The following is a 24,725-nucleotide window of genomic DNA, read 5'->3' as shown; positions in this document are numbered from 1 at the left end:
CCGGGACCGCGGTCCCGCCGACGCCCCGTCTTCCCGGAGTGCCCGTTTCGCGCTAAGGTATGTGACATATTACTAGGAGGTGCGTGTGCCGGACGTCGTGGTGATCGGCGCGGGGGTCGTCGGAGCGGCCTGCGCCTACTACGCGGCGCGCGCCGGCCTGGAGGTCACCGTCGTCGAGCGCGGCTCGGTGGCGAGCGGCACCACCGGCGCGGGCGAGGGCAACGTGCTCGTCTCGGACAAGGAGCCGGGGCCCGAACTCGACCTGGCCCTGCTGTCCAACGTCCTGTGGCGGGAGCTGGCGGAGCTCGGCGGCTTCGAGTTCGAGGCCAAGGGCGGGCTGGTGGTCGCCGAGACCGGCGAGGTGCAGCGGGCGCTCACCGGGCTGGCGCGGGCGCAGGCGGTCGAGCACGAGGTGGTCGCCCCCGAGGACCTGCCCCGCTACGAGCCGCACCTGGCCACAGGGCTCGCCGGCGGCGTCTTCTATCCGCAGGACGCGCAGGTCCAGCCGATGCTGGCCGCCGCGCGGCTGCTGCGGCACGGCGCGCCGGAACTGCGCACAGGCGAGACCGTCACCGGGTTCCTCCGCTCCGGCGACCGGGTCACCGGGGTGCGCACCGACCGCGCCGAGATCCCCGCCGCGGCCGTGGTGAATGCCGCCGGCACCTGGGCCGGGGAGATCGCCGAACTCGCGGGGGCTCCGCTGCCGATCCTGCCCAGGCGCGGGTTCGTCCTCGTCACCGAGCCGCTGCCCGAGCCGCTGATCCGCCACAAGGTCTACACCGCCGCCTACGTGACGAACGTGGCCAGCGACTCGGCCGGCCTGGAGTCCAGCGCCGTGGTGGAGGGCACCCCGTCCGGAACCGTGCTGATCGGCGCGAGCAGGGAACGGGTCGGCTTCGACCGCACCCTGTCGATACCCGTGCTGCGCGCGCTGGCCCGCCAGGCGGTCGAGCTGTTCCCCGTGCTGGCCGACACCCGCCTCATCCGCGCCTACTGCGGATTCCGCCCCTACTGCCCCGACCACCTCCCCGTCATCGGCCCCGACCCGAGAGCGCCCGGCCTCTACCACGCCTGCGGCCACGAGGGCGCCGGCATCGGCCTCGCGCCCGCCACCGGCCACCTCGTCGCCCGCCTCCTCACCGGCGCCGAGACCGGCCTGGACCTGCGGCCCTTCCTGCCCGACCGGTTCGCCGGGGAGACCTCATGAAACACGAGACCGAATTCGAGATCAGCTTCGACGGCGGGCCGGTGCCCGCCCGGCAGGGGCAGACGATCGGCGCCGTTCTGCACGCGGCGGGCATCCGGTCCTGGCGCACCACCCGGTTCGGCGGGCGCCCGCGCGGGCTGTTCTGCGGCATCGGGGTGTGCTTCGACTGCCTGGTCACCGTCAACGGCACGCCCTCCCTGCGCGCCTGCCAGACCGAGGCCCTGCCGGGCGACGAGGTGACCTCCGGATGACGTATGACCTGGTGGTGATCGGTGGCGGACCGGCGGGCATGGCCGGAGCCGCCGCGGCCGCCCTGGCGGGCCTGCGGGTCGCGCTGGTCGACGGCGGACCCCGGCTCGGCGGGCAGTACTTCCGCCATCCGCACAGCGCCGAACCCCTGCGCGGCCGGTTCCCCCGGCTGCGCGCGGCGGTGGCCGGCCGGGCTACGGTCCTCGCCCGGCACCGGGTGTGGACCGTGCAGCGTGAGGACGACTTGCTGGCCGTACACTGCCTGGCCGGTGAGCGGGACGAGCGGCCCCGCACGGTGCGGGGGCGGCGCCTGCTGATCGCCACGGGCGCGCACGACCGGTCGCTGCCCTTCCCCGGCTGGGATCTGCCGGGGGTGCTGACGGCGGGGGGAGCGCAGGCGCTCCTCAAGGGGGACCGGGTGGTGGCGGGGCGGCGGATCGTGGTCGCGGGCACCGGGCCGTTCCTGCTGCCGGTGGCGAGCGGGCTGGCCGGGGCGGGGGCGGACGTGGCCGGGGTGTACGAGGCCAACCGGCTCACGGGCATCGCCCGCCGGGCCAGGCCCGCGCCCGCGAAGGTCGCGGAGGCGACCGGCTACGCGCTGGAGCTGCTGCGGCACCGGGTGCCCTTCCACGCGGGGCAGGCCGTGATCGCCGCGCACGGCGACACCGGGCTGACCCATGTGACCGTGGCGCGGCTCGACCGCGACTGGCGGCCGCTCGCCACGCGGACCGTCGAGTGCGACACGCTGGCCGTCGGCTACGGCTTCCTCCCGCAGCTCGATCTGCCCGTGCAGCTCGGCTGCGCCACCCGTCCCGGAGTGGACGGCTCCCCGGTGGTCGAGGTGGACGCCGGCCTGCGCACCTCGGTGCCCGGCGTCTACGCGGCGGGCGAGGCGACCGGTGTGGGCGGCGCGGATCTGGCCGAGGTCGAGGGCCTGCTCGCCGGCCGTACGGTCGCGATGGACCTCGGGCGTACGGCACGGCCCGCGCCCGCGCTGGCCCGGCGGCGGAGACGGCTGACCGCGTTCGCCGAGGCGTTGCTGCGGGCCTACCCGGTGCGCGACGGCTGGCGCGGCTGGCTGAGCCCCGGCACACTCGTGTGCCGCTGCGAGGAGGTGCCCTACGCGCGGGTGCTCGAGGCCCGTGACCTCGGCGCGCTCGACTCCCGCGCGATCAAGCTGCTGGCCAGGCCCGGCATGGGCTGGTGCCAGGGCCGTGTCTGCGGTTACGCCGTGGCCTGCCTCATGGGCGAGGCGCCGCAGCCTCCCCGCAGGCCCATCGCCCAGCCGATCCGGCTGGGCGATCTCGCCGATCAACCCGAGGAGACTCCATGACGGTCAGAGAGAAGCCCTGGCACGGTGTGCTCGTCGCCACCGCGCTGCCCCTGCACGACGACCTGTCGGTCGACTACGACGGCTACGCCGCGCACTGCCGGTGGCTGATGGAGAGCGGCTGCGACGGCGTGGTGCCGAACGGCTCGCTCGGGGAGTACCAGACCCTGACGGCGGAGGAGCGGGCCAGGGTGCTGACCACCGCCGTCGAGGCGGCCGGCGGTGACCGGGTGATGCCCGGCGTGGCGGCCTACGGCTCGGGGGAGGCGCGCCGGCTGGCCGAGGCCGCGGGGGAGGCGGGCTGCCAGGCCGTCATGCTGCTGCCCCCCAACGGCTACCGGGCCGACGAGCGGACCGTGGTCGAGCACTACCGCGAGGTGGCCAGGGCCGGACTGCCCGTCGTGGCCTACAACAACCCCTACGACACCAAGGTGGACCTGACGCCGGCGCTGCTCGCCCGGCTGCACGGCGAGGGCCTGATCGTCGGGGTCAAGGAGTTCTCCGGAGACGTACGGCGCGCCTACGAGCTGGCCGAGCTGGCTCCCGGCCTGGACCTGCTGGTCGGCTCCGACGACGTGCTGCTGGAGCTGGGGATCGCCGGGGTCGTAGGCTGGGTGGCGGGGTATCCCAACGCGCTTCCCGCCTCGAACGTGGCGCTCTACCGGGCCGCGCAGGCGGGCGACCTGGCGGTGGCGCTGCCGCTCTACCGGACGCTGCACCCGCTGCTCCGCTGGGATGCCAAGACCGAGTTCGTGCAGGCCATCAAGTTGTCGATGGACATCGCCGGCCGTAAGGGCGGGGCGTGCAGGCCGCCGAGGCTGCCGCTCACGCCCGAGCAGGCGGCGGTGGTGCGCGCCGCCACCGAGAAGGTCCTGGCCGAAGGGCTGAGATGAGGACACGTCACGTCTACCACGCCGTCGACTCGCACACCGAGGGCATGCCCACCAGGGTGATCACCGGCGGCGCCGGGGTGATCCCCGGCGAGACCATGGCCGAGCGGCGCGCGTACTTCCTGGCCAACCTGGATCACGTGCGGACCCTGCTGATGTACGAGCCGCGCGGCCACTCGGCCATGAGCGGCGCGATCCTGCAACCGCCGACCAGGAAGGACGCCGACTACGGCGTGCTCTACATCGAGGTGTCCGGCTGCCTGCCGATGTGCGGGCACGGGACCATCGGGGTGGCGACGGTACTGGTGGAGACGGGCATGGTGCCCGTCGTGGAGCCCGTCACCACCGTCCGCCTGGACACCCCGGCGGGGCTGGTGGTGGCCCGCGTCCAGGTGGAGGACGGCGCGGCGAGGGCCGTGACGATCGAGAACGTGGCCTCCTACAGCGCCGGTCTGGACCTGACGGTCAAGGTGCCGGGGCTGGGTGAGATCAACTACGACCTCGCCTACGGCGGCAACTTCTACGCCATCCTGCCCATCGAGTCGGTCGGCCTGCCCTTCGACCGGGCGCACAAGCAGCAGATCCTGGACGCGGGGCTGGCCGTCATGGCGGCGATCAACGAGCAGGACGAGCCGGTGCACCGGCTCGACTCCGGCATCCGGGGCTGCCATCACGTCCAGTTCGTCGCGCCCGGTTCCGACGAGCGGTTGTCCCGGCACGCGATGGCCATCCATCCCGGCTGGTTCGACCGCTCGCCCTGCGGCACCGGCACCAGCGCCAGGATGGCCCAGTTGCACGCCCGCGGCGCGTTGCCCGTGGGGCGGGAGTTCGTCAACGAGTCGTTCATCGGCACCAGGTTCACCGGCAGGCTGGTGGCGGAGACCGAGGTGGGCGGGCGGCCCGCCGTCCTGCCGGAGATCACCGGCCGGGCCTGGATCACCGGCACCGCGCAGTACTTCCTGGATCCCGGCGACCCGTTCCCGGCCGGCTTCCTGCTCTAGGGGTCACGCCCGGGCCCGCGCTCTGGGTTCACGCTCTGGGCTCATGTCCGGGCCCGCGCTCCGGGTTCACGAGCGACCGGTGGCCCTGCGCCTGCCGAGGCCGGCGATGACGGCGAGCACCGACACCGACATCATGCAGGCCAGGGCCCACTGGTAGCCGGTGACGAGCTGCCCGGTGGCGGTGGCGGAGACCTCGGAGAGCGTGCCGGCGAAGACGAGGTCGTGCAGGGCCGGCGGCAGCGGCAGGGTGATGATCGACAGCGCCAGGGCGGTGCCCACGACCATGCCCGTGTTCTGCAGCATGAGCCGCATGGCGTTGGCGATCCCCACCCGGTCGGACGGCATCCCGTCGAGGATCACGGTGGTGTTCGACGGCAAGAACATCCCCGATCCGATCCCGATGATCACCAGCGCGGTGGCGACCACGGGGTAGGGCACGGCCGGCGAGATCGTGACCAGCAGCAGGCCGAGACCGCAGGTCTTCATCGCGGTGCCGAGTACGGCGAGCGTGTGCGCCGGGATCAGCCGCTGGAGGAAGCCCGAGGTCGCGGAGAAGATCATCGCGGCGATCGCCATCGGCAGGATCTTGACTCCGGCGGTGACCGGGTCGTCGCCGTTGACCGCCTGGAAGAACAGCGCCAGCAGGAAGACCACGCCGACCCGCGAGGCGGAGTTCAGCAGGGAGGTCAGCGTCCCGAGCCCGAACGCGGGATCGCGGAACATCCGCAGGTCGACCACCGGCCGCCGGTGACGGAGCTCCTGCAGGACGAACAGCGGCAGCGTGATCGCGAACCCGGCGAGACCGGCCAGGATGAGCGGATCGCCCCAGCCGCGCCTGCTCACCTCCGACAGGGCCAGCAGCAGGCTGCCGAGGCAGATCAGCACCAGCAGGTTGCCGGGCAGGTCGAGGCCGCGCTCACGGGACGCGGGCCGCCCCTTGCGCAGCACGATCGCCCCCCAGATCAGGCCGATGACGCCGAGCGGGACGTTGTACCAGAACACCCAGCGCCAGCCGAGGCCGTCGGCCAGGAACCCGCCCATCGTGGGGCCGACGAGCTGGGCGATGGAGAACGAGGCGGTGTAGACGCCCATGCCCTCGCCGAGCCTGGCACGGGGGAAGGCGTCGGTGATGAGGGCGGCGCTGTTGGTCAGCAGCATCGCGGTGCCCACCGCCTGCAGCACGCGCAGTCCCACGATCACCCAGGGGTCGGGCGAGAATCCGGCGGCGAGGCTGGCCAGGGTGTAGGTGGCCAGGCCGGTCAGATACATCGTGCGCCTGCCGTACGTGTCGGCGAGGCGGCCGAAGGCGACCATCAGGACCGTGGTGGTGAGCTGGAAGGACAGCAGGATCCAGCTCGCGGCCGCGGCGCTCGCCCCGGTCTGCCTGGTGATCTCGGGCAGGGCGACGTTGAGCGCGCTGCCGCCGAGGGCGGTGAGGACGCTGGCCAGGCCGACGACGGACACCACGCGCCAGGCGTATCCGATCGGTTTGCCGTCCTCTTCGGCGGGCGGGGTGCCGGACCGTGCCGTCTCCGCTCTCCCAGCCACGTCGAGCGGCCCCCCGTCTCGGATTCTTAGATTGGAATACTAGAATCCGATTCAAAGCCTCCCGCGTCAAGTATTGACATATCAGGACACCTCCGTCAGTCTCGTTCTAGAACTACATTCTAATATTCGGAGATCGCATGAACGGAATCGTGGCCGGCCGCACCGTGATCGTGACCGGGGCGGCACGGGGGATCGGACGGGGGCACGCGCTGGAGTTCGCGCGCCAGGGCGCCAGGGTCGTGGTCAACGACCTCGGGGCGGAGGTGGACGGCAGCGGCTCCTCCTCGGGGCCGGCGGGCGAGGTCGTCGAGCAGATCCGTGCCATGGGCGGCGAGGCGATCGTCAACGGCGAGGACGTCTCCGACTCCGCAGGCGCCGCCCGGCTGATCCAGGCCGCGGTCGACCACTTCGGCGAGCTCCACATCCTGGTCAACAACGCCGGAATCCTGCGCGACCGGATGCTGGTCAACATGACCGAGGACGAGTGGGACGCCGTCATCCGCGTCCACCTGCGCGGCACCTTCGCACCCACCAGGCACGCCGCGGCCTACTGGCGCGAGCGGGCGAAGGCCGGCCACCCCGTCGACGCGAGGATCATCAACACCACCTCCTCCTCCGGCATCTACGGCAACCCCGGCCAGAGCAACTACGGCGCCGCGAAGGCCGGTATCGCGGCCTTCACCATCATCACCTCCCAGGAGCTCGCCCGCTACGGCGTGACCGTCAACGCCATCGCGCCGGCGGCCCTGACCCGGATGACCGAGAACCTGCGGCCCGACCGCCCCAAGCCGGCCGCGGACGAGTTCGACGCCGGCCATCCCGACAACGTTGCCCCGCTGGTCGTCTGGCTGGCCAGCGAGGAGGCCAAGGAGATCACCGGCCGGGTGTTCAACGTGCGGGGCGGCATGATCAGCGTGGCCGAGGGCTGGCACGCCGGCCCCGGCGTCGACAAGGGCGCGCGCTGGGATCCCGCCGAGCTGGGCGCGATCGTGCCCGGGCTGGTCGAGAAGTCGGCGCCCAACGCCCGGCAGAACGGGGTCATCCCCGGACGGGAGAGCTGACGATGCCCCTCGACCACGGTGTCGTCGGCGTGCCGAGCGCGCCGTACGAGCGCTCATGGACCTCCAAGGACAGCCTGCTCTACGCCGTGGGGGTCGGCGCGGGGCTCGGCGACCCGCTCCAGGAGCTGGCCTTCACGACCGAGAACTCCGCAGGCGTACGGCAGCGCGCCCTGCCCACCTTCGCCGTGCTGGCGGCCCAGGCGCCCACCGGCCGCAAACTGGGCGACTTCGACCCGGCCATGCTGGTCCACGCCGAACAGCACTTCGAACTGCACCGCGAACTGCCCGCCGCGGGGTCGGTCCGCACCACCTCCCGGGTCACCGGCATCTACGACAAGGGGTCGGGCGCGCTGGTGGCCACCGAGGCGCACGCGGTCGACGCGGCGTCCGGCGAGCCGATGATCACCTCGCGCAGCTCCGTCTTCATCCGCGGCGAGGGCGGGTTCGGCGGCGACCGTGGGCCGCGCGAGGAGTGGGCCGAACCCGGACGCGCCCCCGACCACGTGGTCACCTACGCCACCCGGCCCGAGCAGGCCCTGCTCTACCGCCTCTCCGGCGACCGCAACCCGCTGCACGCCGATCCCGTGTTCGCCGGGCGCGCCGGTTTCCCCCGCCCGATCCTGCACGGCCTGTGCACCTACGGCGTCACCGGCCGCGCCCTCCTGCACGCCCTCGCGGGTTCCGACCCCGCCCGTTTCACCTCGATGTCCGGCCGCTTCAGCAGCCCGGTACTGCCGGGCGAGTCGCTGACCGTGTCCATCTGGGTGGACGGCGCGACCGCGCTGTTCCGCACCGCCAAGGACGACGGCACGGTGGTGATCGACCGCGGCCGCGCCGCCTTCACCCCCTGACGCCCCGCCCCCAAGGCCGTACGGCACGCCAGGCTCGCACTACGCGCCGCCGGCAGCGGGGGCCGGTGGGGTCAACGCTCCTCGGGCGCGCAGGCCGGGCGCCGCCACGCCCCGGCCGCTGGAGCCGTTCTCCGGTTCAACCCAGGTCGTTTCCCGGGCGTAGCCATAGGAATGAGATTACTAGTACTGTAATTACTATGAGAAGATCGGAGGGCGGCCGGCGTTCGTCCCTGGGATTGATCGTGCTCGGGCTGCTGGCGGAGGAGCCGATGCACGCGTACCGGATGCAGAAGCTGATCCGGCAGCGCGGCAAGGATCGGGTGGTCAACGTGCGGGCGCGGCAGAGCCTGTACCAGACGATCGAGCGGCTGGTGCGGCTCGAGCTGGCGGAGGTGCGGGGGACGGTCCGGGGCGAGAGCCACCCCGACCGGATCGTCTACGCCATCACCGACGCCGGGCGCGCAGCCGCGGTGGACTGGCACCGCCAGATGCTGAGCCTGGGCCAGGACGAGTTCCCCGAGTTCGTCGCGGCCGTGTCGATGCTGGTGGCGCTGCCGCCCGACGACGCGCGGCAGCAGCTGGAGCGCCGGATGGAGCGGCTCGTGGCCGACCTGGCCGAGACGGAGGCGGTGCTCGGCAGCGTTCCCGATCTGCCGCGCCTGTTCCTGCTCGACGAGGAGTACCGGCGGGCGCTTCTCGCCGCGGAGCTGACGTGGGTCCGGTCGGTCGTGGCCGACCTGCGGGCCGGGCGCCTGGACTGGGACGAGTCGTGGCGGCGCGAGGTGGCCGAAAGGTTCGATCAGCCAGTTGATGAGGCCTCCCCGGCTGATGCTGAGAAGGAAGGACGGCCTGCTGATGAGCGACCTTGACGCCGGGGCCACCGGCGGCTTCCTCGACGTGCCGGGCGCGCGTCTCCGCTACCAGGTGGTGGGGTCGGGTCCCACGTTGCTGATGATCCCGGGCTCGCCCGCCGACTCCTATGACTTCGTGAGCATCGCCCCGCTACTCGCGGACCGGTACACGGTCGTCACCTACGACTGGCGCGGGTTCTCCGGCAGCCGGCTGGCGGGCCCGCCCGCCGACACCTCGATCCGGCTGCACGCCGACGACGCGCACCGGCTGCTGGCCGCGGTGGGCGGCGGGCCCGCGTACGTGTTCGCCAGCAGCGCGGGCGGCCTGGTCGGGCTCAACCTGATCGCCGACCATCCCGGCCAGGTGCGGGTCCTGGTCGCGCACGAGCCACCGGCCATCGAACTGCTGGCCGGCACGGATCACCGGTTCGGGGTCGGCCGCGAGGCGTACGAGATCTACCAGCAGCAGGGCGTCGTCCCCGCGATGCAGGCGTTCGCCGCCGGGCTGGGATTCGGCGGTCCGCCCCCGGCGACGTGGGACGAGCCGTCGCCCGCGATGCGGGAGACGATGGCGCGGATGCAGGAGAAGATCGCACGCCAGATGAAGAACGCCGACTTCTTCCTCGCCCATGTCGTGCGTTCGGTCTACCACGCGCTGCCGGACCTGGCCGTGCTGGCGGACGTCTCCTCCGGGGTGGTGGTCGCGGTCGGCGACGACTCGGGGGGACAGCTCGCCCACGACACCGGGCTTGCCCTGGCCGAACGCCTCGGCGTCGTCGCCGAGACGTTTCCCGGCGGTCATGCCGGGTTTCTGACACATCCCACCGCATTCGCCGACAAGCTGCACCAGATACTCCAGTGACAGACGGGAGAGCGGCCTGGATCATCCCAGCTCAGCCACCTGCAGGGCTCGCACCCCATCACCACCACCTGCGGTAGGCGAAACCAGGCTCCGCCGTACGTCAGGAGACCCCCGGTCAGGTGGCGTGGGGGATGGGGTCGAAGCGGGCGATGAGTTCGAGGGCGGCCTTGATCACCTCGCGCGCCTCGTCCTCGGTCTCGCTGGTGGCGACCTCGCGGCCGGCCTCGCCGATGACGCTGGTGAGGACCATGACGGTGAGGCGGCCCCCGGGATCGTCGCCGGCGCCGAGGAGGATGGCGTTCTGGCGGACCCACTCGCGGCTGCGGGTGCGGCGCATCAGTTCGAAGCCGGGTGGGCCGTCGCGGTCCATGAACAGGCGGGCCAGGTCGCGCCGTTCCCAGGAACCTTCCAGGAAGGCCCGCGCGCCGGCGATGAACAGCGCCATGGGGTCGCGGACGCCCTCGTGCTTGACGGCGGCGACGGTTCCGGCGGCGGCCTCCTCGTGGGCGGCCTGGTGCTCCTCCCACAGGGCCATGAACAACTCGGTCTTGCCGCCGAAGTGGTGGTAGAGGCTGCCGACGCTGGATCCCGCGCGGCCCACCACGTCGGCCACGCTGGCCTCGGCGAAGCCGTGCTCGCCGAAGACCTCCCGGGCGGCCTGAAGCATGCTCCTGCGGGTCTGGGCCGTGCGGCTCCACTCCCATGATGCGCCCTTGCCGGTACGTGCCATCGCAGCCTCTCGTGATCGCGTTCGCGCTACCCGTCCGTTCGCTCTGCCCAATGGTAGCCAGAGAATTCTAGAATCCGATTACAGCAACTTCACCTCTGGCCCTTGACACTGTGCGGACCTGGTCCCAGTCTGGAATCACTTCCTAGAGGCGTATTCTAGAAACAGCGTCGGCCCGGCGGCGGGCCGCACGTCCAGCCACGAAAGGACGCCGGCCATGGACTTCTCGCTGAGCCCCGAAGAGCGGCAGATCCGCGACACCGTTCGCTCCTTCATCGAGAGGGAGGTCATGCCACTGGAGCCGGACGTCCTGCGCAACGAGCGCGCGGGCGGCCCGGGAATCGACCCCGACCACCACCGAGAGCTGCGGCAGAAGGCCAGGCAGATGGGCTTCTGGGGGATCAACACCCCAGAGGAGTACGGCGGAGCCGCGCTCGGCCCGGTGATGTCGGCGATCATCGCCATGGAGATGGGCCGGACCTTCGTGCCCTTCACCTTCGGCGGCAACGCCGACAACATCCTCTACGCGGGCAACGCGGAACAGAAGAAGCGTTACCTGATCCCGACCATCGAGGGCGAGCGGCGCTCCTGCTTCGCGATCACCGAGCCGGGTGCGGGCTCCGACGCGCGCAACATCCGCACCAGGGCCGTCAAGGACGGCGCCGAATGGGTGATCAACGGCGAGAAGACGTTCATCACCGGCGGCAACGAGGCCGACTTCGTGATGGTGTTCGCGGTGACCGACCCGGAGAAGGGCGCGAACGGCGGGGTGACCTGCTTCCTGGTCGACCGGGACATGGGCTGGAAGTCGGAGCCGATCCCGACCATGGGCCAGTGGGGGCCGGCCGCGCTGGTCTTCGAGGACGTACGCGTGCCGGAGTCGAACATCCTGGGTGAGCTCGGCCTCGGGTTCAACCTGGCCATGCAGTGGATCGGGCAGGGCCGCTACATGATCCCGGCCCGTGCGATCGGGGCGTCGGAACGGCTGCTGAGCATGGCGATCGACTACGCCAAGATCCGCAAGTCGATGGGCCAGCCGATCTCGGAGTACCAGGCGATCCAGTGGATGATCGCCGACTCCGCGGTGGAGATCGAGTCCGCCAAGTGGCTCACGCTGCACGCCGCCTGGGAGGTCCAGCAGGGCCGCGACGCCCGGCACGCCTCCTCCATCGCCAAGCTGCACGGTGCGGTCATGGCCAACCAGGTGGTCGACCGGGTCATGCAGATCCACGGCGGCATGGGCTACACCAAGGAACTGCCGATCGAGCGGTGGTACCGCGAGCTGCGCCTGCTGCGCATCTTCGAGGGGACCGACGAGATCCAGCGCCGCACCATCGCCCGCAACCTGCTGCGCGGCCATGCCCGCCTCGGCACCATCGGGGAGTGAGATGACGGCCGGTTCCGAAACCGAGGCGCGGCCGGGCATGGACGTCCGCGCGCTGTTCAATCCCCGCTCGATCGCCCTCGTGGGCGCCACCGACAAGTCGGGCTGGTCGATCAGCACCCTGGTCAACCTGCGCACGCACGGCTTCCCCGGCCCCGTCCACCTGGTCAATCCGCGCGGCGGCGTGGTGCACGGCGAGCAGTCGTACGCCAGCCTGTCCGACCTTCCGGAGCCGGTGGACCTCGCCTACGTGATGGTGCCCACCGGCGCGGTGCTTCCCGTGCTCAAGGAGGGGACGGCGCTCGGCATCCGCTCCTACGTGGTGCTCACCGCGGGCTTCGGCGAAGTGGGGGAGGAGGGGGCCCGGCTGGAGGCGGAGATCACCGCCTTCGCCCGCGACAACGGGCTGGCCCTGCTCGGCCCCAACGGCAACGGCTTCATCAACGCCGCCGCCGGCATCACCCCCTACGGCCTGCCCATCGCCGCGCCGCTGCTGCGCGGCTCGGTCGGCGTGGTGTTGCAGAGCGGGGCGCTGGCCAGCTCGGTACTGGGCTTCGCCCAGGCCCGCAATGTGGGGGTGAGCCTGCTCACCTCGATGGGCAACGAGACGGCCATGACGGTCACCGACGTCCTCGACTACCTGGTCGACGACCCCTCGACCAAGGTCATCGCGCTGTTCCTGGAGTCGATCAGGAATCCCGCCGAGTTCACCCGGGCCGCCACCCGCGCGCTGCTCGCCGGCAAACCGATCGTCGCATTGAAGATCGGCCGCAGCAGGCTCGCCTCCAACACGGCGCAGGCGCACACCGGCGCGCTAGTCGGCGACGACAACGTCATCGACGCCGCGTTCCGGAAACTCGGCGTGATCCGGGTCCGGTCGCTGGAGGACCTGCTGATCACCGCGGGACTGCTCGCCGAGGTGGGCCCGCTGCCCGGACCGCGGATCGGCGTCGTCACCCCGTCGGGCGGCGCCTCGGAGATCATCGCCGACCGGGCCGAGGACGAGGGCCTCGAAATCCCGCCCTACGCCCCCGAGACGGTCGCCAGGCTCACCGAGATCGTGCCCGGGTTCGCGACCGTGCAGAACCCGCTCGACGTCACCGGCTACGTGCTGATCGACAGGACGTTGCTGGGCCGCGCGCTGGAGGCCGTCACCGAAGACCCCGGCATCGACATGGTGATGCTCCTGTCGGAGACGCCCAAGAAGGCGCCGCCGGATCCGGCGCCCACCTTCGCCCTCTACAAGGCGAACGCCGAGCGGATCGCGGCGGCCGCACGGCCGGTCGTGGTCGTGAGCAACGTGCTGGTCGACGTGACCGAGTTCGGCCGCGCCGTACAGCACGAGACAGGTTTCCCCTACGTCGCCGGCGGCATCGAGCACGGGATGCACGCCATCGGCGCCGCCGTCCGCTGGTCCGAGAGCTGGCGAGAGGCCACGCGCGGGGCGGCGGGCGGGGCGGCCGCGCGGAACGGAGCCCACCCGGCGACCACCACCCGGCCGGCGGCCGTGGCGGGGGCGACCGGGCTCTGGGCCGAGCACCGCGCGGCCGCCCTGCTGGCGGACGCCGGGATCCCCGTCGTGCCCTCCGAACTCGCCGGCGACGAGGAGGCGGCGGTCGCGGCGGCGACCCGGTTCGGTTACCCGGTGGTGCTCAAGGCCGCCGCCGAAGGGCTCGGCCACAAGAGCGACATCGGCGGGGTGCGCCTCGGGCTGAACAGCCCGCAGGACGTCAGGAAGGCGTTCGGCGAGATCGTCGGCGCGGTGCGCGCCGCGACGGGCGTGGCCGAGGTGGGCACGCTGGTCCAGCCGCAACGCGGCGGCGGAGTCGAGTTGCTGGTCGGGATCGTGCGCGACCCGGGCTGGGGGCTCACCCTGGCCGTCGGGCTCGGCGGCGTCTGGGTGGAGGTGCTGCGCGACACCGCGCTGCGCATCCTCCCGGTGGACGCGGCCGGGGTACGGCAGGCGCTGTCGGAACTGCGCGGCGTACGGCTGCTGCAGGGCGCGCGCGGCACCGAGCCCGCCGACCTGGACGCCGTCGCGGAGGTCGTGGCCCGGCTCGCCGCCTTCGCCGAGACCCTCGGTGACGATCTGGAGGCCCTGGAGATCAACCCGCTGCTGGTGAACGGTTCCCGTGTCGAGGCATTGGACGCCCTGGTGACGTGGCGTGGATGAATGCGGCGACGCCGCGCTGAAGACGGGGGGACGGCCGGGACGGGCCGTTCCCCCGCCGCCCGCCGAGGATGAGGCCGGGCGGCTTCGCTACGCGTGGCGGGCGGTCTCGGTCACCAGCCTCGGCATGCTCCTCACCGGGCTCAACAGCAGCACGCTCAACGTGGCGCTGCCCGAGGTCGTGCGGCACTTCGAGGCGGGTCCCTTCGCGGCGAGCTGGGTGCTGCTGGCCTACATGCTGGTGAGCTCGGTCGGGCTGGTCGTCTTCGGCCGGGTGGCCGACCTGTTCGGACGGCGGGGCACCTACCTGCTGGGATTCGTGGTCTTCAGCGTGGCGAGCCTGGCCGCGGGCTTCTCGCCGACGATCGAGGTGCTGCTCGCCCTGCGCGTCGCCCAGGCCTGCGGCTCGGCGATGATCCTCTCCAACAGCTCGGCCATCCTCACCGACGCCTTCCCGGCCGCCAGACTCGGTCAGGGCATGGCCGTGTACATGGCGGTGATCTCCGTCGGGCAGCTCGTCGGGCCGTCCTTCGGCGGGTTCCTCGCCGACGCGGCGGGCTGGCGCTGGGTGTTCTGGTTCAACGTGCCGGTCGGGCTGATCGCGATCGTGTGGGGCTTCATCACGTTGCGGCCGGTCGCGGCGGGGGCGCGCGAGCGGCTCGACGTCCCCGGGATCCTGCTGTTGTTCGTCTGGCTCGGCGGCCTGCTGCTGGCGCTCTCGCAGGGCGGCGCACTCGGCTGGAGCGATCCGTGGGTGATCGCCGGTGCCGCGGCGTTCCTGCTGGCGTTGCCGGCCTTCGTGCTGGTCGAACGCCGCGGCCGGGCGCCGCTGCTGGACCTGCGGCTCTTCGCCGACCGCAGTTTCACCCTGGCCAACGTGGCGGCCGTGCTCAACTCGCTCGGCCAGTTCTCCGTCGTGCTGCTGATGGCGCTGTTCCTGCAGACCGCGCGGGGTTTCAGCCCGGTGGAGGCGGGACTGGCGATCCTGCCCGTCCCCGCCGCCTCGATGCTCTCCTCGCTGGTGGCCGGACTCCTGGTCACCCGCCTGCACCCGCGCACGGTGGCCGTCGTGGGATCGATGCTGAGCGCGGCGGGCATGGGGGTGCTGCTGGCGGCCCTCGACCCCGCCGTGCCGTACGGCGTGGCGGCCACGGCGCTGGCGCTGGTCGGGATGGGGGCGGGGCTGTTCATCACCGCCAACACCACGGCCATCATGATGGACGCGCCGCAGAACCGGCTCGGCGTGGTCAACGGGATACGCCTGATGCTGGTCAACGTCTCCGGAGTGCTCGGCACCGCGATGTCGCTGGTCGTGGTGGCCTCGGCGATGGCGCCCGCCGACCGGCACCTGGTCTACGCGGCCGGGTCGGAAAGCCTGTCCGCGGCGGCAGCGGCCGGCCTGCTGGAGGGCTACCACCGCGCGGTCGCGGTGCTGCTGGTGCTCGGCCTCTTCGCGGCGGCGGCCTCCGTGCTCAGCCGCCGCCGCGCGCGGCGCTGAGCTCAGCCCCGATGGCCGGCCAGCACCAGCGTGGCGGCCGAGGCGAACATGCCGCCGTTGCCGAGCACCACGCTGATCTCCGCGCCGGGCACCTGGGCGGCGGCCTCGCCGCGGAGTTGGCGCACCGCCTCCTGGATGGCGAACATGCCGTACATCCCGGTGTGCGTGTACGACAGGCCGCCGCCGTTGGTGTTGAGCGGCAACCGGCCGCCGGGGGAGGTGTGCCCCTCGGCGATGAACGCGCCGGCCTCCCCGCGCTTGAGGAATCCCATGTCCTCAAGGCCGTAGATCGGGACGTGCGCGAACGCGTCGTAGATCATCACATGGTCGACGTCGTCGTGCGAGATCCCGGCCTCGGCGAAGGCGGCCGCACTGGACAGCCTGAAGCCCTTGGAGCTGGTGAAGTCCTCCATCTGGGAGATGATCGGCGCGTCGGCCGACTCCCCCGTGCCCAGCACGTGGACGAGCGGCTTCGCGGTGCCGAGCGCGCGGGCCCGGTCCTCGGAGGTGACGATCAGCGCGCCGCCCCCGTCGGTGACCAGGCAGCACTCCAGCAGGTGGAAGGGGTAGGCCACCATGCGGGAGGCGAAGACGTCGTCGACCGTGATCAGGTCGCGCATCGCCGCGCGGGGGTTGAGGTTCGCCCAGCGGCGCTGGGCGACGGCGACCTCGGCGAGCTGCTCGTGGGTGAGCCCGGTCTCCTTCATGTAGCGCAGCGCGGGGATGGTGAACGTCGTGGTCGGGCCGAGCACGCCGTACGGGAGCTCGAACTGGCCCAGGACCGAGTCGGGACCCATCGCCATGCGGGCCGCGCCCACCCGGGACCTGCCGGACTCGCCGTGCGTGATGAGCACGGTGTGGCACAGGCCGGCCCGGATCGCGGCGGTGGCGTGCCGCACGTGGAAGAGGAAGGAGGAGCCGCCGACGCCCGTGCCGTCGAGCCAGGCCGGGGTGATGCCGAGGGAGTGGGCGATCTGGATGGGGCTGCCGACGCAGGCGACCCCGTCGATGTCGTCCTTGGTCAGCCCGGCGTCGGCCATCGCGTTGCGCGCCGAGCCGAGCTGGAGCTGCAATGTGGACAGGTGGGGCAGCTTGCCGAGCTCGTCGCTCTCCGCCGCCCCTGCGATCACGACCGCGTCCTTCACAGGCCGGCTCCCGTCGGCTCGAAGAGGGGGAGGTGCATGTCGCCGCGCTTCTCGAAGACGACTTGGAGCGGCATGTCGAGTTCCAGGTTCTCGGGGGTGATCTCGACGCCCACGATGTTGGTCATCATCCGGACGCCCTCCTCCAGCTCGACCACGGCGATCGCGTACGGCCCGTCGTCCTCGAAGCCGGGCGCGGGGCGGTGGTTGATCACGTAGGAGTAGAGCGTGGCCCGGCCGCTGGCGGTGATCCACTCCAGCTCGCCCGAGCCGCAGGCGGGGCAGCTCGGCCGGGGGTAGAAGCAGTGCCGGGAGCAGGCGGCGCAGCGCTGCACGCGGAGTTCGCCGGCCGCGGTGCCGTCCCAGAACGGCTGGGTGTCCGGGGTCGGCTTGGGGACCGGCTTTCGGGATGCTGTCATCGTTCTCCTCGGCTGAACTGGTTCCTAGAGGTTCATTCTAGAACTCACCTCTAAGAATGGCGAGGGCGGTGGTATGAAATGTCACACTGTATGAATAGGAGGTGCGCACGTCGGCGGGCCCCAGGGAGCGGTGCGGGGCCGCGGGAACGCGCTGAGGCGAAGCTGAGACGAAGGAGAACGGATGACCGGGCTGCCCCACCTCGACGGGGAGACGCTGCGCGAACTGGTGCCCATGCCGCGTGCCGTACAGGTGCTGGAGGACGCTCTGCTGGCCGGGCTGGACCCCGAGGAGACGCCGAAGCGGCCCGTCGTGGAGGTGCCCGCGGGGCAGTTGCTGCTCATGCCGGCCGCCTGGGGGGCGTACGCCGGGGTGAAGATCGCGACCGTGGCGCCGGGCAACGCCACGCGCGGCCTGCCCCGGATCCAGGGCGCCTATCTGCTGTTCGACGGCCATACCCTGGCACCGCTCGCCACGTTGGACGGGATCGCGCTCACCTCGCTGCGCACTCCCGCCGTCTCCGCGCTCGCGGTCCGGCACCTCGCCGCCCCCGCCGCCGCCTCGATGGTCGTCTTCGGCGCGGGGCCGCAGGCACGCGGGCACGTGACGGCGATGCGCGCGGTCCGCCCGGTCGAACGGCTCACCGTGGTCGCCCGCGATGCCGCCAGGGCCGCCGCCCTCGCGGAAGGCTGCGAAGGACTCCGCGTGACGGCGGTGGCGGCGGATGATCCAGCCGTTCACGCGGCCGTCGCGGAAGCCGAACTGATCGTCTGCTGCACCACCGCCAGAACCCCCGTGTTCCCCGGTAAGCTCGCCGGGGACGGCTCCACCGTCGTCGCCGTCGGCTCGCACGAGCCCGAGGCCCGCGAGCTCGACGGCGAGCTCGTGGCCCGGGCCACGGTGGTCGTCGAGGCCAGGGCCGCCGCCCTCGCGGAAGCCGGCGATCTGATCATTCCGATGAGTGCAGGTATGATCACCGCCGGCCATCCAGCCGGAAATCTGGCGGAGCTGGTGAAGGGGGCCGTCGTGCCGGGAACCGGCCCGCGGGTGTTCAAGGGCGTCGGCATGGCCTGGGAGGACCTGGTCGTCGCCGCCGCCGCGTACGAAGCCTGGACGGCGCGGGACGCGTCGCGCGGACGAGGAAAGGGCATCCGATGACGCCTTCGGCGGACGGCCGGCTCGACCTGCCGGTGGTGGGGGAGCGGCAGAGCCTGCGGGAACAGGTGGCGCAGGCGTTGCGCATCGCCCTGATCACCGGGGAGATGCGTCCGGGCGTCGTCTACTCCGCGCCGGTGCTCGCCGCGCAGTTCGGCGTGTCGGCGACCCCGGTCCGCGAGGCGATGCTCGACCTGACCAAGGAAGGGCTGGTCGAGGCGGTGCGGAACAAGGGCTTCCGGGTCACCGAGCTCTCCGACCGCGACCTCGACGAGCTCACCCACATCAGGGAGCTCATCGAGGTGCCCACCGTGGCCCGGCTGGCCGACGCCGGGCGCGAGACGGAGTTCGAACGGCTGAGGCCGGTCGCCGAGGAGATCGTCTCGGCCGCCGAGCGCGGCGACCTGCTGGCCTACGTCGCCGCCGACCTGCGCTTCCATGTGGAACTGCTGGCGTTGTCCGGCAACTCCCACCTCGTCGGCGTGGTTCGCGATCTGCGCAACAGGGCCCGGTTGTACGGCCTCGACGCGTTGAAGAAGCGCGGGACCCTGGGCGACTCCGCCCGCGAGCACCTCCACCTCCTCGACGCCCTGTGCCGCGGCGACGAGTCCGCCGCGAGGTCGATCATGGCGCACCACATCGAGCACGTGCGCGGAATCTGGGCGCAGAAGGACTGACCGCCTCCCGGACCCGGCGGCGACCGGGCCGACCCGGTGCGGAAACCGGTGCACGCGACCTGGCGACGGGCGGGTGCGCGGACCGGACTCGGTACGTGACTCGACGTCGGCCGGGTGCCGCCAGTCACCGAACAGGCAGTTCGACGTGTGGTTCACGGCGGTCACGTCGATGATCGCGGGCCGGTCGGGTCGATCACCAAGGGCTGATCGGGCGCGACCGATCAAACCACGTGGCAACGCCCTCCGCCGGAAACGTCCGCTTTCTCCATCGAATAAAATTCGGGCACAGGCCAGAGTCGGCGACGCTACGCGCAGATCGTTCGTCTTGCCCGTGTGAGAGTGAAGGGACTGCGTATGGATGCCATCGATCAGGCGATCCTGCGTCGGCTGCAGCGCGACGGCCGGCAGACCAATCGCGAGTTGGCCGAGGCCGTGGGGGTGGCGCCGTCCACCGCGCTGGAACGCACCCGTGCCCTGCGGGCTCGCGGAGTGATCACCGGGTTCCACGCCGCGGTGGACACCGAGGCGCTGGGCCGTGGCGTACAGGCCCTGATCTCGATCAGGATCCGGCCGCAGTCGCGGGAGGCCATCGAGTCGACGCGCGACAGCATGGCCGCGCTGCCCGAGACGCTCGGCGTGTTCGTCGTGACGGGGAACGAGGACATCCTGGTGCATGTCGCCGTCCCCAGCACCCAGTACCTGCGTGACTTCGTTCTGGACCACCTGGCCAGGCGCAAGGAGTTCGTGGACGTCCGCACCACCGTGGTCTACGACTACGTACAGCCGGTGGAACAGACGGAATTTCCGGCGGCGGAAGGGCGTGAACGCCGAAGCCCCTACGGCTGATCCGGCTGATACCCGAGAGTCGCCGACGAAGCTGCGGCCTCTGGCGTCAGTATCGAACTATCTTCGGATGATCGGCTGATGTTCGACACGGACTTCTAGTGTTCCGGAAATGAACCAAAGGAACGATTTCTCAGGCGGTCTCCTGGTGCTCGGGGCTGGGCTGCTGTGGGGCACGGTCGGTCCTGCCCAAGTGCTGGCTCACTCACCTGCGGGGCCGGTGACGCTCGGCGGTGCCCGGATTCTGTTCGGCGGCGCGCTTCTGGTGGCCTTCGCCCTGCTCACCGACCGCGCCGCCTTCCGGTCCCTGACCGTGGCGACCTGGCCGTGGCTGGCAGCCGCGGCCGCAGCCACCGGGATCTTCCAGGCGGCGTTCCTGAGCTCGGTCTCCCGCACGGGAGCCGCCGTGGCCACCGCGGTGACGTTCGGCATCGTGCCCGTCTCCACCGGTCTTTGCCAGCGTCTGTTCCTGCGGACCGCGCTCAGCCGTACCTGGCTGGCCGGCACGGTCACCGCGGTCGCCGGCGTCACGCTCATCATGGTGCCGGCCGGCTCCGCACAGGTTGATCCGCTCGGCCTGGCGCTGGGGATAGTGGCCGGTGGGTGTTTCGGTGTCTACACCATGTCGGCCAAACGACTCCTCGACGACGGGGTGCCGATGCCGGCGGCGGTGTCGGTGACACTGCTGGCCGGTTCGGTGGCCCTGCTTCCCTGGCTGATCGCGGGGCTGCCCGCGCTCGCCGACGCGCGTTCGCTCGGTCTGGTCGCCTGGCTCGCGGGAGCCACCACCGCGCTGGCGTACATGTTCTTCGTGACCGGGCTGCGGCGCGTCACCGCGGCCACGGCCGGCACCCTCAGCCTGGTGGAACCGCTGGTGGCCACCCTGCTCGGCGTCCTGGTCCTCGGTGAACGCATGTCGGGGCCGGTGACCGCGGGCTCGCTCGTCCTGCTGGGCGGGCTCGTCGTCGTCGCCCGCCCAGCAAGATCTCCCAAGGCGAAGCCTCGTCCTGGTTCGCCGACCGCCGGAGAACCTGCCCGGCCGTGAGCCGGAGGCCGATCGTATCGACGTGTAACCCCGCGGCGGAGGTGAACGGTTCCGCCTCCGCGAATGGGTGACTGGGCGTAAGGACTGACCCGCCTCCTGGACCCGGCCGACCCGGTGCGGAAACCGGTGCACGCGACCTGGCGACGGGCGGGCGCGTGGACCGGACTCGGTACGTGACTCGACGTCGGCCGGGTGCGCGGACCGGACGCCCGCCGGGGGAGGGCCGGGTACACGCCCCCACGGCGAGCGGGTGTGCGCAGGTGGCGCTAACCGGCCATCGTCAGCTTGCCCGGTTCGACGGCCAGGACGCGCAGCGTGCGGGCGGGGGTGTCGGCGTCCTCCGGCCGGAGTGTGATCAGGCCGCCGTCCACCGTCCACCGGCCTCGTGCCTGGGGCGATCGGTCGTCGGCGCCGAGCCGATGGTCGACGTAGCCGCCGTCCGGGTGGAGTTCGAGCCGGTGCCGCCACCGCGAGGGCGGCAGCGGATGCCCCAGCGGCCGGTAGACCCTGGCGCCCTCGTGATCCTCCTCCCGGGAGTGCACCCAGTCGCCGGCGGGGTCGATCACGATCCGGCGAACGTCTCGGGCACGCCCTCCGCCATGGCGCCGAGCACCGTCCCGGGTACGAAGGACGAGCGCGGCCCCGCCGTACGGGCGTCCGATCGTTCCGCGGTGAACATGAGCGTCACCCGAACGACCCTAGGCCGATGTGACCTGTGCCGGCCAGTCTCCGAACGGGCAGGCCGCCGTGAGGTTCGCGGCGGTCGCACCGTTCCCTGCGGGGCGTGGGCGGGAGTTGCTCGACAACCCCCATTCCCTGCGGAGCGCGTGCGGGAGTCGCACACCTGCCGGATCACGGGTGGGCGTACAGGGCGGCGATCAGGGATCGGACCCGGGAGTCGCCGCCTTCCAGCAGTTCGGACCCGCGGTTGGGGACGTAGCCGAAGGCGAGCCCGCGGTCCGGGTCGGCGAAGGCGAACGAGCCGGTGGCGCCGTACTGCCCGAACAGCCCGGTGACGTGCTCGGGCGCGGGCCAGAACGGCCCGCCGGGCACGGTGAAGCCGATCCCCCAGGCGGTGTGGACCCGCAGAATCTGGTCGATTCCATTGGTCTGAGGGGTGCGCACCTGCTCGACCAGGCCGGGGCTGAGCAGCCGGATCCCGTCGACCTCACCGATCAGGGCGGCGAAGTAGCGCGCGAGGGAGTGGGCGGAGGCGACGCCGTCCATCGACGGGCTCTCCACCTGGTACGTGCGGGGGTCGTTGGCCGCGTCCCAGTCCACGACGACGCTGCCGTGGAGGGCGCGGAAGGACAGGGTCGCGGGGTCGGTGAACGCCCTGACGAAGTCGGCCAGCTCGGGCACCTCCATGCCGAGCCGTACGGTCTCGGCGTCGGGGACGACCATGCGGGCCAGCCGCGGCATCGCGCTGTCGGGTACGCGGACGTAGCAGTCCAGGCCGAGCGGCCGGGTGATCTCCTGCGCCAGGAACTCGCTCAGCGTCGATCCCGACACCCGTCGGACGATCTCTCCGGCCAGGTGGCCGATGCTGACCCCGTGGTAGCCGTGCGCCGTGCCCGGCGGCCATTCGGGGGCCGAGGCGGCGAGCGTCTCGGTGATCGGCGTCCAGTCACGCAGATCCTCCCAGGTGATGGGTCGCCTGTGCATGCTCGGCAGCCCGGCGCGATGGCCCAGCAGGGTCCGTACGGTGATCTCACCCTTGCCGTTCTGGGCGAACTCGGGCCAGTAGCGCGCCACCGGCGCCGCCAGGTCCACCTCGCCGCGTTCGACCAGCAGCAGCACCGCCCCCGTGGCGAACGTCTTGCAGGTGGAGGCGATGGCGGCGATGGTGTCGCGCCGCCACGGCCGCCGGGTCTCCGCGTCCGCGTACCCGCCCCACAGGTCCACCACGGGCTCCCCGTGCCGGTAGACGGTCACCCCGGCGCCCACCTCGCCGCCTTCGGCGAAGTTCCGCTCGAACGCCTCCCGCACCGCCTCGAATCCGGCCGCGGTCATGCCTTCGATGGCCATGTCCTCACACCCCTTCCTGAATCACCCGACCTACCGGTCGGTCGGGTGTCACGGTAGCCATCGACCGATCGGTAGTCAACCGACCGGTAGGTAGCCTGTTAGGGTGGGGCCCGATGAGAGGAGCGCCGTTGACACGCGCCGGGCAGGGCGACACCCGCTCGCGGATCATCGACACCGCGCGGGAGCTGTTCACCGCGCAGACCTACCGCGCCGCCTCCATGCGGGACATCGCCGAACGGGTCGGCATCACCAAACCCTCGCTGTACCACCATTTCCGGAGCAAGAGCGAGATCCTGGCGAGCCTGGTGGGGCCGCCGATCGACGAGCTGGAGGCCGCGGTCCAGGCCGCCGCGGCCCGTCCGACCCTCGACGAGGTGCGCGAACACCTCATCGGCGGCTGCCTGGACGTCATGCTCGCCCACCGGGAGACCATGATCCTGCTACTCCGCGACGCCTCCATCTACGGCGAGGAGACGACCGAGACCATGTCCCGGGTGCTCGCCCTCGTCGATCAGGCCATCGCACTCCTCGCAGGCCCCGACCCCGACTGGCGCCATCGCGTACGCGCCGCGCAGGCGTTCGCCGCCGCCACCGACCCGATCAGCCAGCTGCCCGACATCCCCGCGGCCGACCTCCGGGCCGAACTGCTCCGCGGTGCCAGGGCGATCCTCACGCCGGCCGCCGGGGACGCGGGAGCATCCGCAGCGGCCGGGCGCTGACCGGCTCAGGCCGGCGTCGGCTCCTGCGACACTCCCTCCCACATGCTGTCGAGCACCACCTTGGGGACGAACGACGAGCGCGGCCCCGCCAGGCAGGCGTCCATCCGCTCCGACTGCCCCTTGGTGAACATGAACATCGACCTGTCCTCGGTGTAGTCCATGTAGTTGACGAACATGTCGCCGTTGGGCGCGTTGCCACAGGTCACCGTGGGGAAACTGGGCGTGCCGAAGTTGGGACCGGCCTGGTTCGGCGTGTCGGTGACGAAGTCGTCGCCCGAGCAGGAGTCGCCGTCATCCCCCCAGATGTGGCGCAGGTTGAGCCAGTGGCCGATCTCGTGGGTGGCCGTCCGCCCCAGGTCGTACGGCGCGCGGGCGGTGCCGGTCGAGCCGAACGCGTGGTAGGCCACGACCACCCCGTCGGTCTCGGCGGGCCCGCCGGGGAACTGGGCGTAACCCAGCCACGGGACCAGGTTGCAGACCCAGATGTTGAGGTAGCGGTCGGCCGGCCAGGCGTCGGAGCCGCCCTTCGCGGCGAACTTCACCCCGTCGTCGTCGCCGAACTCCGCCTTGCGGGTCGACTGCCGCACCACGCCGGTGGTCGGCCCGCCACGCGGGTCGGTGGTCGCGAGCAGGAACTCGATCTTCGAGTCGGCGGCGAGCGGCTGCCAGACCGGGGGGATCGAGGCCGCGTCGGCGTTGGTGAGACGGAAGTCGTAATTCAGCACCGCGAGCTGGCTGTCGATCTGCTCCTGTGAGACGTTGTGCTCCTCCTCCCGGTAGACGACGTGGACCACCACGGGGATGGTCACGACCTCCTGGTGCCGGGGGGCTCGTACGGTCTTCCGCTGGAAGGTGGCGTTCTCGATCGCGGCTCGCGCGATGGTGTACTCGGGCCGGCTGGCGATCATCTGGTGGTGCACGGGCATCGTCGCGCACCAGTGATGCTGGCGCTGCCCGTCGTCGACTGACGACATCGGATCTCCTAGTGTTGCGGGCCCCCTGCGCGGGCCTCCGCCGCCCGCGCGCACCTGACCTCGATATCGTCACCCGGTGTCGCGGCTCGCGCACGA

At 71.8% G+C, this 24,725-nt stretch carries 25 protein-coding genes; 17 read left to right on the top strand and 8 right to left on the bottom strand.

Annotated features, from left to right (window positions below; all coding sequences use genetic code 11):
• The first annotated feature begins 85 nt into the window (after positions 1–85).
• The 5 genes from MBA17_RS17405 to MBA17_RS17385 are packed head-to-tail and all read left to right on the top strand — an operon-like array spanning position 86 to position 4,677.
• Positions 86–1,207 (top strand): NAD(P)/FAD-dependent oxidoreductase, encoded by a 1,122-nt coding sequence (locus tag MBA17_RS17405; protein WP_238497522.1) that lies wholly within the window; start codon positions 86–88, stop codon positions 1,205–1,207.
• Positions 1,204–1,458: a (2Fe-2S)-binding protein gene (locus tag MBA17_RS17400; RefSeq protein ID WP_238497521.1), complete on the top strand. Its 255-nt coding sequence runs from the start codon at positions 1,204–1,206 to the stop codon at positions 1,456–1,458. The genes MBA17_RS17405 and MBA17_RS17400 overlap by 4 nt, the downstream gene beginning before the upstream one ends.
• On the top strand, positions 1,455–2,789 hold the full coding sequence (locus tag MBA17_RS17395; protein WP_238497520.1) for an FAD/NAD(P)-dependent oxidoreductase: 1,335 nt from the start codon (positions 1,455–1,457) through the stop codon (positions 2,787–2,789). Before MBA17_RS17400 ends, MBA17_RS17395 begins: the two co-directional genes overlap by 4 nt.
• Positions 2,786–3,679 carry a dihydrodipicolinate synthase family protein gene (locus MBA17_RS17390; RefSeq protein ID WP_238497519.1) on the top strand — a complete coding sequence of 298 codons (894 nt, stop codon included), beginning with the start codon at positions 2,786–2,788 and terminating at the stop codon, positions 3,677–3,679. The genes MBA17_RS17395 and MBA17_RS17390 overlap by 4 nt, the downstream gene beginning before the upstream one ends.
• Positions 3,676–4,677, top strand: a complete 1,002-nt coding sequence (locus MBA17_RS17385; RefSeq protein ID WP_238497518.1) for a proline racemase family protein — start codon at positions 3,676–3,678, stop codon at positions 4,675–4,677. Before MBA17_RS17390 ends, MBA17_RS17385 begins: the two co-directional genes overlap by 4 nt.
• Positions 4,678–4,743: 66 nt before the next feature.
• Here MBA17_RS17385 and MBA17_RS17380 read toward each other — a convergent pair whose 3' ends face one another.
• On the bottom strand, positions 4,744–6,225 hold the full coding sequence (locus MBA17_RS17380; RefSeq protein ID WP_238497517.1) for an MFS transporter: 1,482 nt from the start codon (positions 6,223–6,225) through the stop codon (positions 4,744–4,746).
• A 137-nt stretch (positions 6,226–6,362) separates the two neighbouring features.
• On the opposite strand from MBA17_RS17380, the gene MBA17_RS17375 reads away from it, so the two are divergent.
• The 4 genes from MBA17_RS17375 to MBA17_RS17360 all read left to right on the top strand — a co-directional run bounded on the left by MBA17_RS17375 (position 6,363) and on the right by MBA17_RS17360 (position 9,850).
• On the top strand, positions 6,363–7,286 hold the full coding sequence (locus MBA17_RS17375) for an SDR family oxidoreductase (protein ID WP_238497516.1): 924 nt from the start codon (positions 6,363–6,365) through the stop codon (positions 7,284–7,286).
• Positions 7,287–7,288: 2 nt separating this feature from the next.
• Positions 7,289–8,137 carry a MaoC/PaaZ C-terminal domain-containing protein gene (locus tag MBA17_RS17370; RefSeq protein ID WP_238497515.1) on the top strand — a complete coding sequence of 283 codons (849 nt, stop codon included), beginning with the start codon at positions 7,289–7,291 and terminating at the stop codon, positions 8,135–8,137.
• A gap of 197 nt (positions 8,138–8,334) precedes the next feature.
• Positions 8,335–9,006 (top strand): PadR family transcriptional regulator, encoded by a 672-nt coding sequence (locus MBA17_RS17365; RefSeq protein WP_238497514.1) that lies wholly within the window; start codon positions 8,335–8,337, stop codon positions 9,004–9,006.
• Positions 8,993–9,850, top strand: coding sequence for an alpha/beta fold hydrolase (locus MBA17_RS17360; RefSeq protein WP_238497513.1), 858 nt, complete (start codon positions 8,993–8,995; stop codon positions 9,848–9,850). The genes MBA17_RS17365 and MBA17_RS17360 overlap by 14 nt, the downstream gene beginning before the upstream one ends.
• A 115-nt stretch (positions 9,851–9,965) precedes the next feature.
• On the opposite strand, the gene MBA17_RS17355 is transcribed toward MBA17_RS17360, so the two are convergent.
• Positions 9,966–10,580, bottom strand: a complete 615-nt coding sequence (locus MBA17_RS17355) for a TetR/AcrR family transcriptional regulator (protein WP_238497512.1) — start codon at positions 10,578–10,580, stop codon at positions 9,966–9,968.
• Between the two features lie 214 nt (positions 10,581–10,794).
• Between MBA17_RS17355 and MBA17_RS17350 the strand changes: the two genes are divergently transcribed.
• The 3 genes from MBA17_RS17350 to MBA17_RS17340 are packed head-to-tail and all read left to right on the top strand — an operon-like array spanning position 10,795 to position 15,629.
• Positions 10,795–11,964, top strand: a complete 1,170-nt coding sequence (locus tag MBA17_RS17350) for an acyl-CoA dehydrogenase family protein (protein ID WP_238497511.1) — start codon at positions 10,795–10,797, stop codon at positions 11,962–11,964.
• Between the two features lies 1 nt (position 11,965).
• Complete coding sequence (locus MBA17_RS17345; protein ID WP_238497510.1) at positions 11,966–14,134, top strand: acetate--CoA ligase family protein; 2,169 nt, start codon at positions 11,966–11,968, stop codon at positions 14,132–14,134.
• Complete coding sequence (locus tag MBA17_RS17340; RefSeq protein WP_238497509.1) at positions 14,127–15,629, top strand: DHA2 family efflux MFS transporter permease subunit; 1,503 nt, start codon at positions 14,127–14,129, stop codon at positions 15,627–15,629. The genes MBA17_RS17345 and MBA17_RS17340 overlap by 8 nt, the downstream gene beginning before the upstream one ends.
• Before the next feature lie 2 nt (positions 15,630–15,631).
• On the opposite strand, the gene MBA17_RS17335 is transcribed toward MBA17_RS17340, so the two are convergent.
• Positions 15,632–16,774, bottom strand: a complete 1,143-nt coding sequence (locus tag MBA17_RS17335; RefSeq protein WP_238497508.1) for a thiolase C-terminal domain-containing protein — start codon at positions 16,772–16,774, stop codon at positions 15,632–15,634.
• Positions 16,771–17,190 carry a Zn-ribbon domain-containing OB-fold protein gene (locus MBA17_RS17330; RefSeq protein ID WP_238497507.1) on the bottom strand — a complete coding sequence of 140 codons (420 nt, stop codon included), beginning with the start codon at positions 17,188–17,190 and terminating at the stop codon, positions 16,771–16,773. Before MBA17_RS17330 ends, MBA17_RS17335 begins: the two co-directional genes overlap by 4 nt.
• Before the next feature lie 181 nt (positions 17,191–17,371).
• Between MBA17_RS17330 and MBA17_RS17325 the strand changes: the two genes are divergently transcribed.
• From MBA17_RS17325 to MBA17_RS17310, 4 genes are all read left to right on the top strand, one after another.
• Positions 17,372–18,346: an ornithine cyclodeaminase family protein gene (locus MBA17_RS17325; RefSeq protein WP_238497506.1), complete on the top strand. Its 975-nt coding sequence runs from the start codon at positions 17,372–17,374 to the stop codon at positions 18,344–18,346.
• Entirely contained in the window at positions 18,343–19,020 is a 678-nt protein-coding gene (locus MBA17_RS17320) for a GntR family transcriptional regulator (RefSeq protein WP_238497505.1), read from the top strand. Before MBA17_RS17325 ends, MBA17_RS17320 begins: the two co-directional genes overlap by 4 nt.
• Positions 19,021–19,374: 354 nt before the next feature.
• Positions 19,375–19,866 carry an Lrp/AsnC family transcriptional regulator gene (locus MBA17_RS17315; RefSeq protein ID WP_238497504.1) on the top strand — a complete coding sequence of 164 codons (492 nt, stop codon included), beginning with the start codon at positions 19,375–19,377 and terminating at the stop codon, positions 19,864–19,866.
• A gap of 109 nt (positions 19,867–19,975) precedes the next feature.
• Positions 19,976–20,908: a DMT family transporter gene (locus tag MBA17_RS17310; RefSeq protein ID WP_238497503.1), complete on the top strand. Its 933-nt coding sequence runs from the start codon at positions 19,976–19,978 to the stop codon at positions 20,906–20,908.
• Between the two features lie 266 nt (positions 20,909–21,174).
• Here the strand turns inward: MBA17_RS17310 and MBA17_RS17305 are convergent, their stop codons facing one another.
• From MBA17_RS17305 to MBA17_RS17300, 3 genes are all read right to left on the bottom strand, one after another.
• On the bottom strand, positions 21,175–21,474 hold the full coding sequence (locus MBA17_RS17305; RefSeq protein ID WP_238497502.1) for a hypothetical protein: 300 nt from the start codon (positions 21,472–21,474) through the stop codon (positions 21,175–21,177).
• On the bottom strand, positions 21,471–21,596 hold the full coding sequence (locus tag MBA17_RS49500) for a hypothetical protein (RefSeq protein WP_274385509.1): 126 nt from the start codon (positions 21,594–21,596) through the stop codon (positions 21,471–21,473). The genes MBA17_RS17305 and MBA17_RS49500 overlap by 4 nt, the downstream gene beginning before the upstream one ends.
• A gap of 164 nt (positions 21,597–21,760) precedes the next feature.
• Entirely contained in the window at positions 21,761–22,936 is a 1,176-nt protein-coding gene (locus MBA17_RS17300; protein ID WP_238497501.1) for a serine hydrolase domain-containing protein, read from the bottom strand.
• A 128-nt stretch (positions 22,937–23,064) separates the two neighbouring features.
• On the opposite strand from MBA17_RS17300, the gene MBA17_RS17295 reads away from it, so the two are divergent.
• Complete coding sequence (locus MBA17_RS17295; protein WP_238497500.1) at positions 23,065–23,655, top strand: TetR/AcrR family transcriptional regulator; 591 nt, start codon at positions 23,065–23,067, stop codon at positions 23,653–23,655.
• Between the two features lie 5 nt (positions 23,656–23,660).
• Here MBA17_RS17295 and MBA17_RS17290 read toward each other — a convergent pair whose 3' ends face one another.
• Positions 23,661–24,629, bottom strand: coding sequence for a zinc metalloprotease (locus tag MBA17_RS17290; protein WP_238497499.1), 969 nt, complete (start codon positions 24,627–24,629; stop codon positions 23,661–23,663).
• Between the last annotated feature and the right edge of the window lie 96 nt (positions 24,630–24,725).

It is taken from the genome of Dolomitihabitans soli (assembly GCF_022213955.1).
GTDB lineage: Bacteria > Actinomycetota > Actinomycetes > Streptosporangiales > Streptosporangiaceae > Streptosporangium_A > Streptosporangium_A soli.
This window is presented reverse-complemented; position numbering and strand designations above follow the sequence as displayed.

Bases quoted from the DNA above. Each gene is read 5' to 3' on its own strand.
- MBA17_RS17400 (WP_238497521.1), top strand. From the start codon at position 1,204: ATGAAACACGAGACCGAATTCGAGATCAGCTTCGACGGCGGGCCGGTG.
- MBA17_RS17395 (WP_238497520.1), top strand. From the start codon at position 1,455: ATGACGTATGACCTGGTGGTGATCGGTGGCGGACCGGCGGGCATGGCC.
- MBA17_RS17390 (WP_238497519.1), top strand. From the start codon at position 2,786: ATGACGGTCAGAGAGAAGCCCTGGCACGGTGTGCTCGTCGCCACCGCG.
- MBA17_RS17385 (WP_238497518.1), top strand. From the start codon at position 3,676: ATGAGGACACGTCACGTCTACCACGCCGTCGACTCGCACACCGAGGGC.
- MBA17_RS17375 (WP_238497516.1), top strand. From the start codon at position 6,363: ATGAACGGAATCGTGGCCGGCCGCACCGTGATCGTGACCGGGGCGGCA.
- MBA17_RS17370 (WP_238497515.1), top strand. From the start codon at position 7,289: ATGCCCCTCGACCACGGTGTCGTCGGCGTGCCGAGCGCGCCGTACGAG.
- MBA17_RS17365 (WP_238497514.1), top strand. From the start codon at position 8,335: ATGAGAAGATCGGAGGGCGGCCGGCGTTCGTCCCTGGGATTGATCGTG.
- MBA17_RS17360 (WP_238497513.1), top strand. From the start codon at position 8,993: ATGAGCGACCTTGACGCCGGGGCCACCGGCGGCTTCCTCGACGTGCCG.
- MBA17_RS17355 (WP_238497512.1), bottom strand. From the start codon at position 10,580: ATGGCACGTACCGGCAAGGGCGCATCATGGGAGTGGAGCCGCACGGCC.
- MBA17_RS17350 (WP_238497511.1), top strand. From the start codon at position 10,795: ATGGACTTCTCGCTGAGCCCCGAAGAGCGGCAGATCCGCGACACCGTT.
- MBA17_RS17345 (WP_238497510.1), top strand. From the start codon at position 11,966: ATGACGGCCGGTTCCGAAACCGAGGCGCGGCCGGGCATGGACGTCCGC.
- MBA17_RS17330 (WP_238497507.1), bottom strand. From the start codon at position 17,190: ATGACAGCATCCCGAAAGCCGGTCCCCAAGCCGACCCCGGACACCCAG.
- MBA17_RS17325 (WP_238497506.1), top strand. From the start codon at position 17,372: ATGACCGGGCTGCCCCACCTCGACGGGGAGACGCTGCGCGAACTGGTG.
- MBA17_RS17320 (WP_238497505.1), top strand. From the start codon at position 18,343: ATGACGCCTTCGGCGGACGGCCGGCTCGACCTGCCGGTGGTGGGGGAG.
- MBA17_RS17315 (WP_238497504.1), top strand. From the start codon at position 19,375: ATGGATGCCATCGATCAGGCGATCCTGCGTCGGCTGCAGCGCGACGGC.
- MBA17_RS17310 (WP_238497503.1), top strand. From the start codon at position 19,976: ATGAACCAAAGGAACGATTTCTCAGGCGGTCTCCTGGTGCTCGGGGCT.
- MBA17_RS17300 (WP_238497501.1), bottom strand. From the start codon at position 22,936: ATGGCCATCGAAGGCATGACCGCGGCCGGATTCGAGGCGGTGCGGGAG.
- MBA17_RS17290 (WP_238497499.1), bottom strand. From the start codon at position 24,629: ATGTCGTCAGTCGACGACGGGCAGCGCCAGCATCACTGGTGCGCGACG.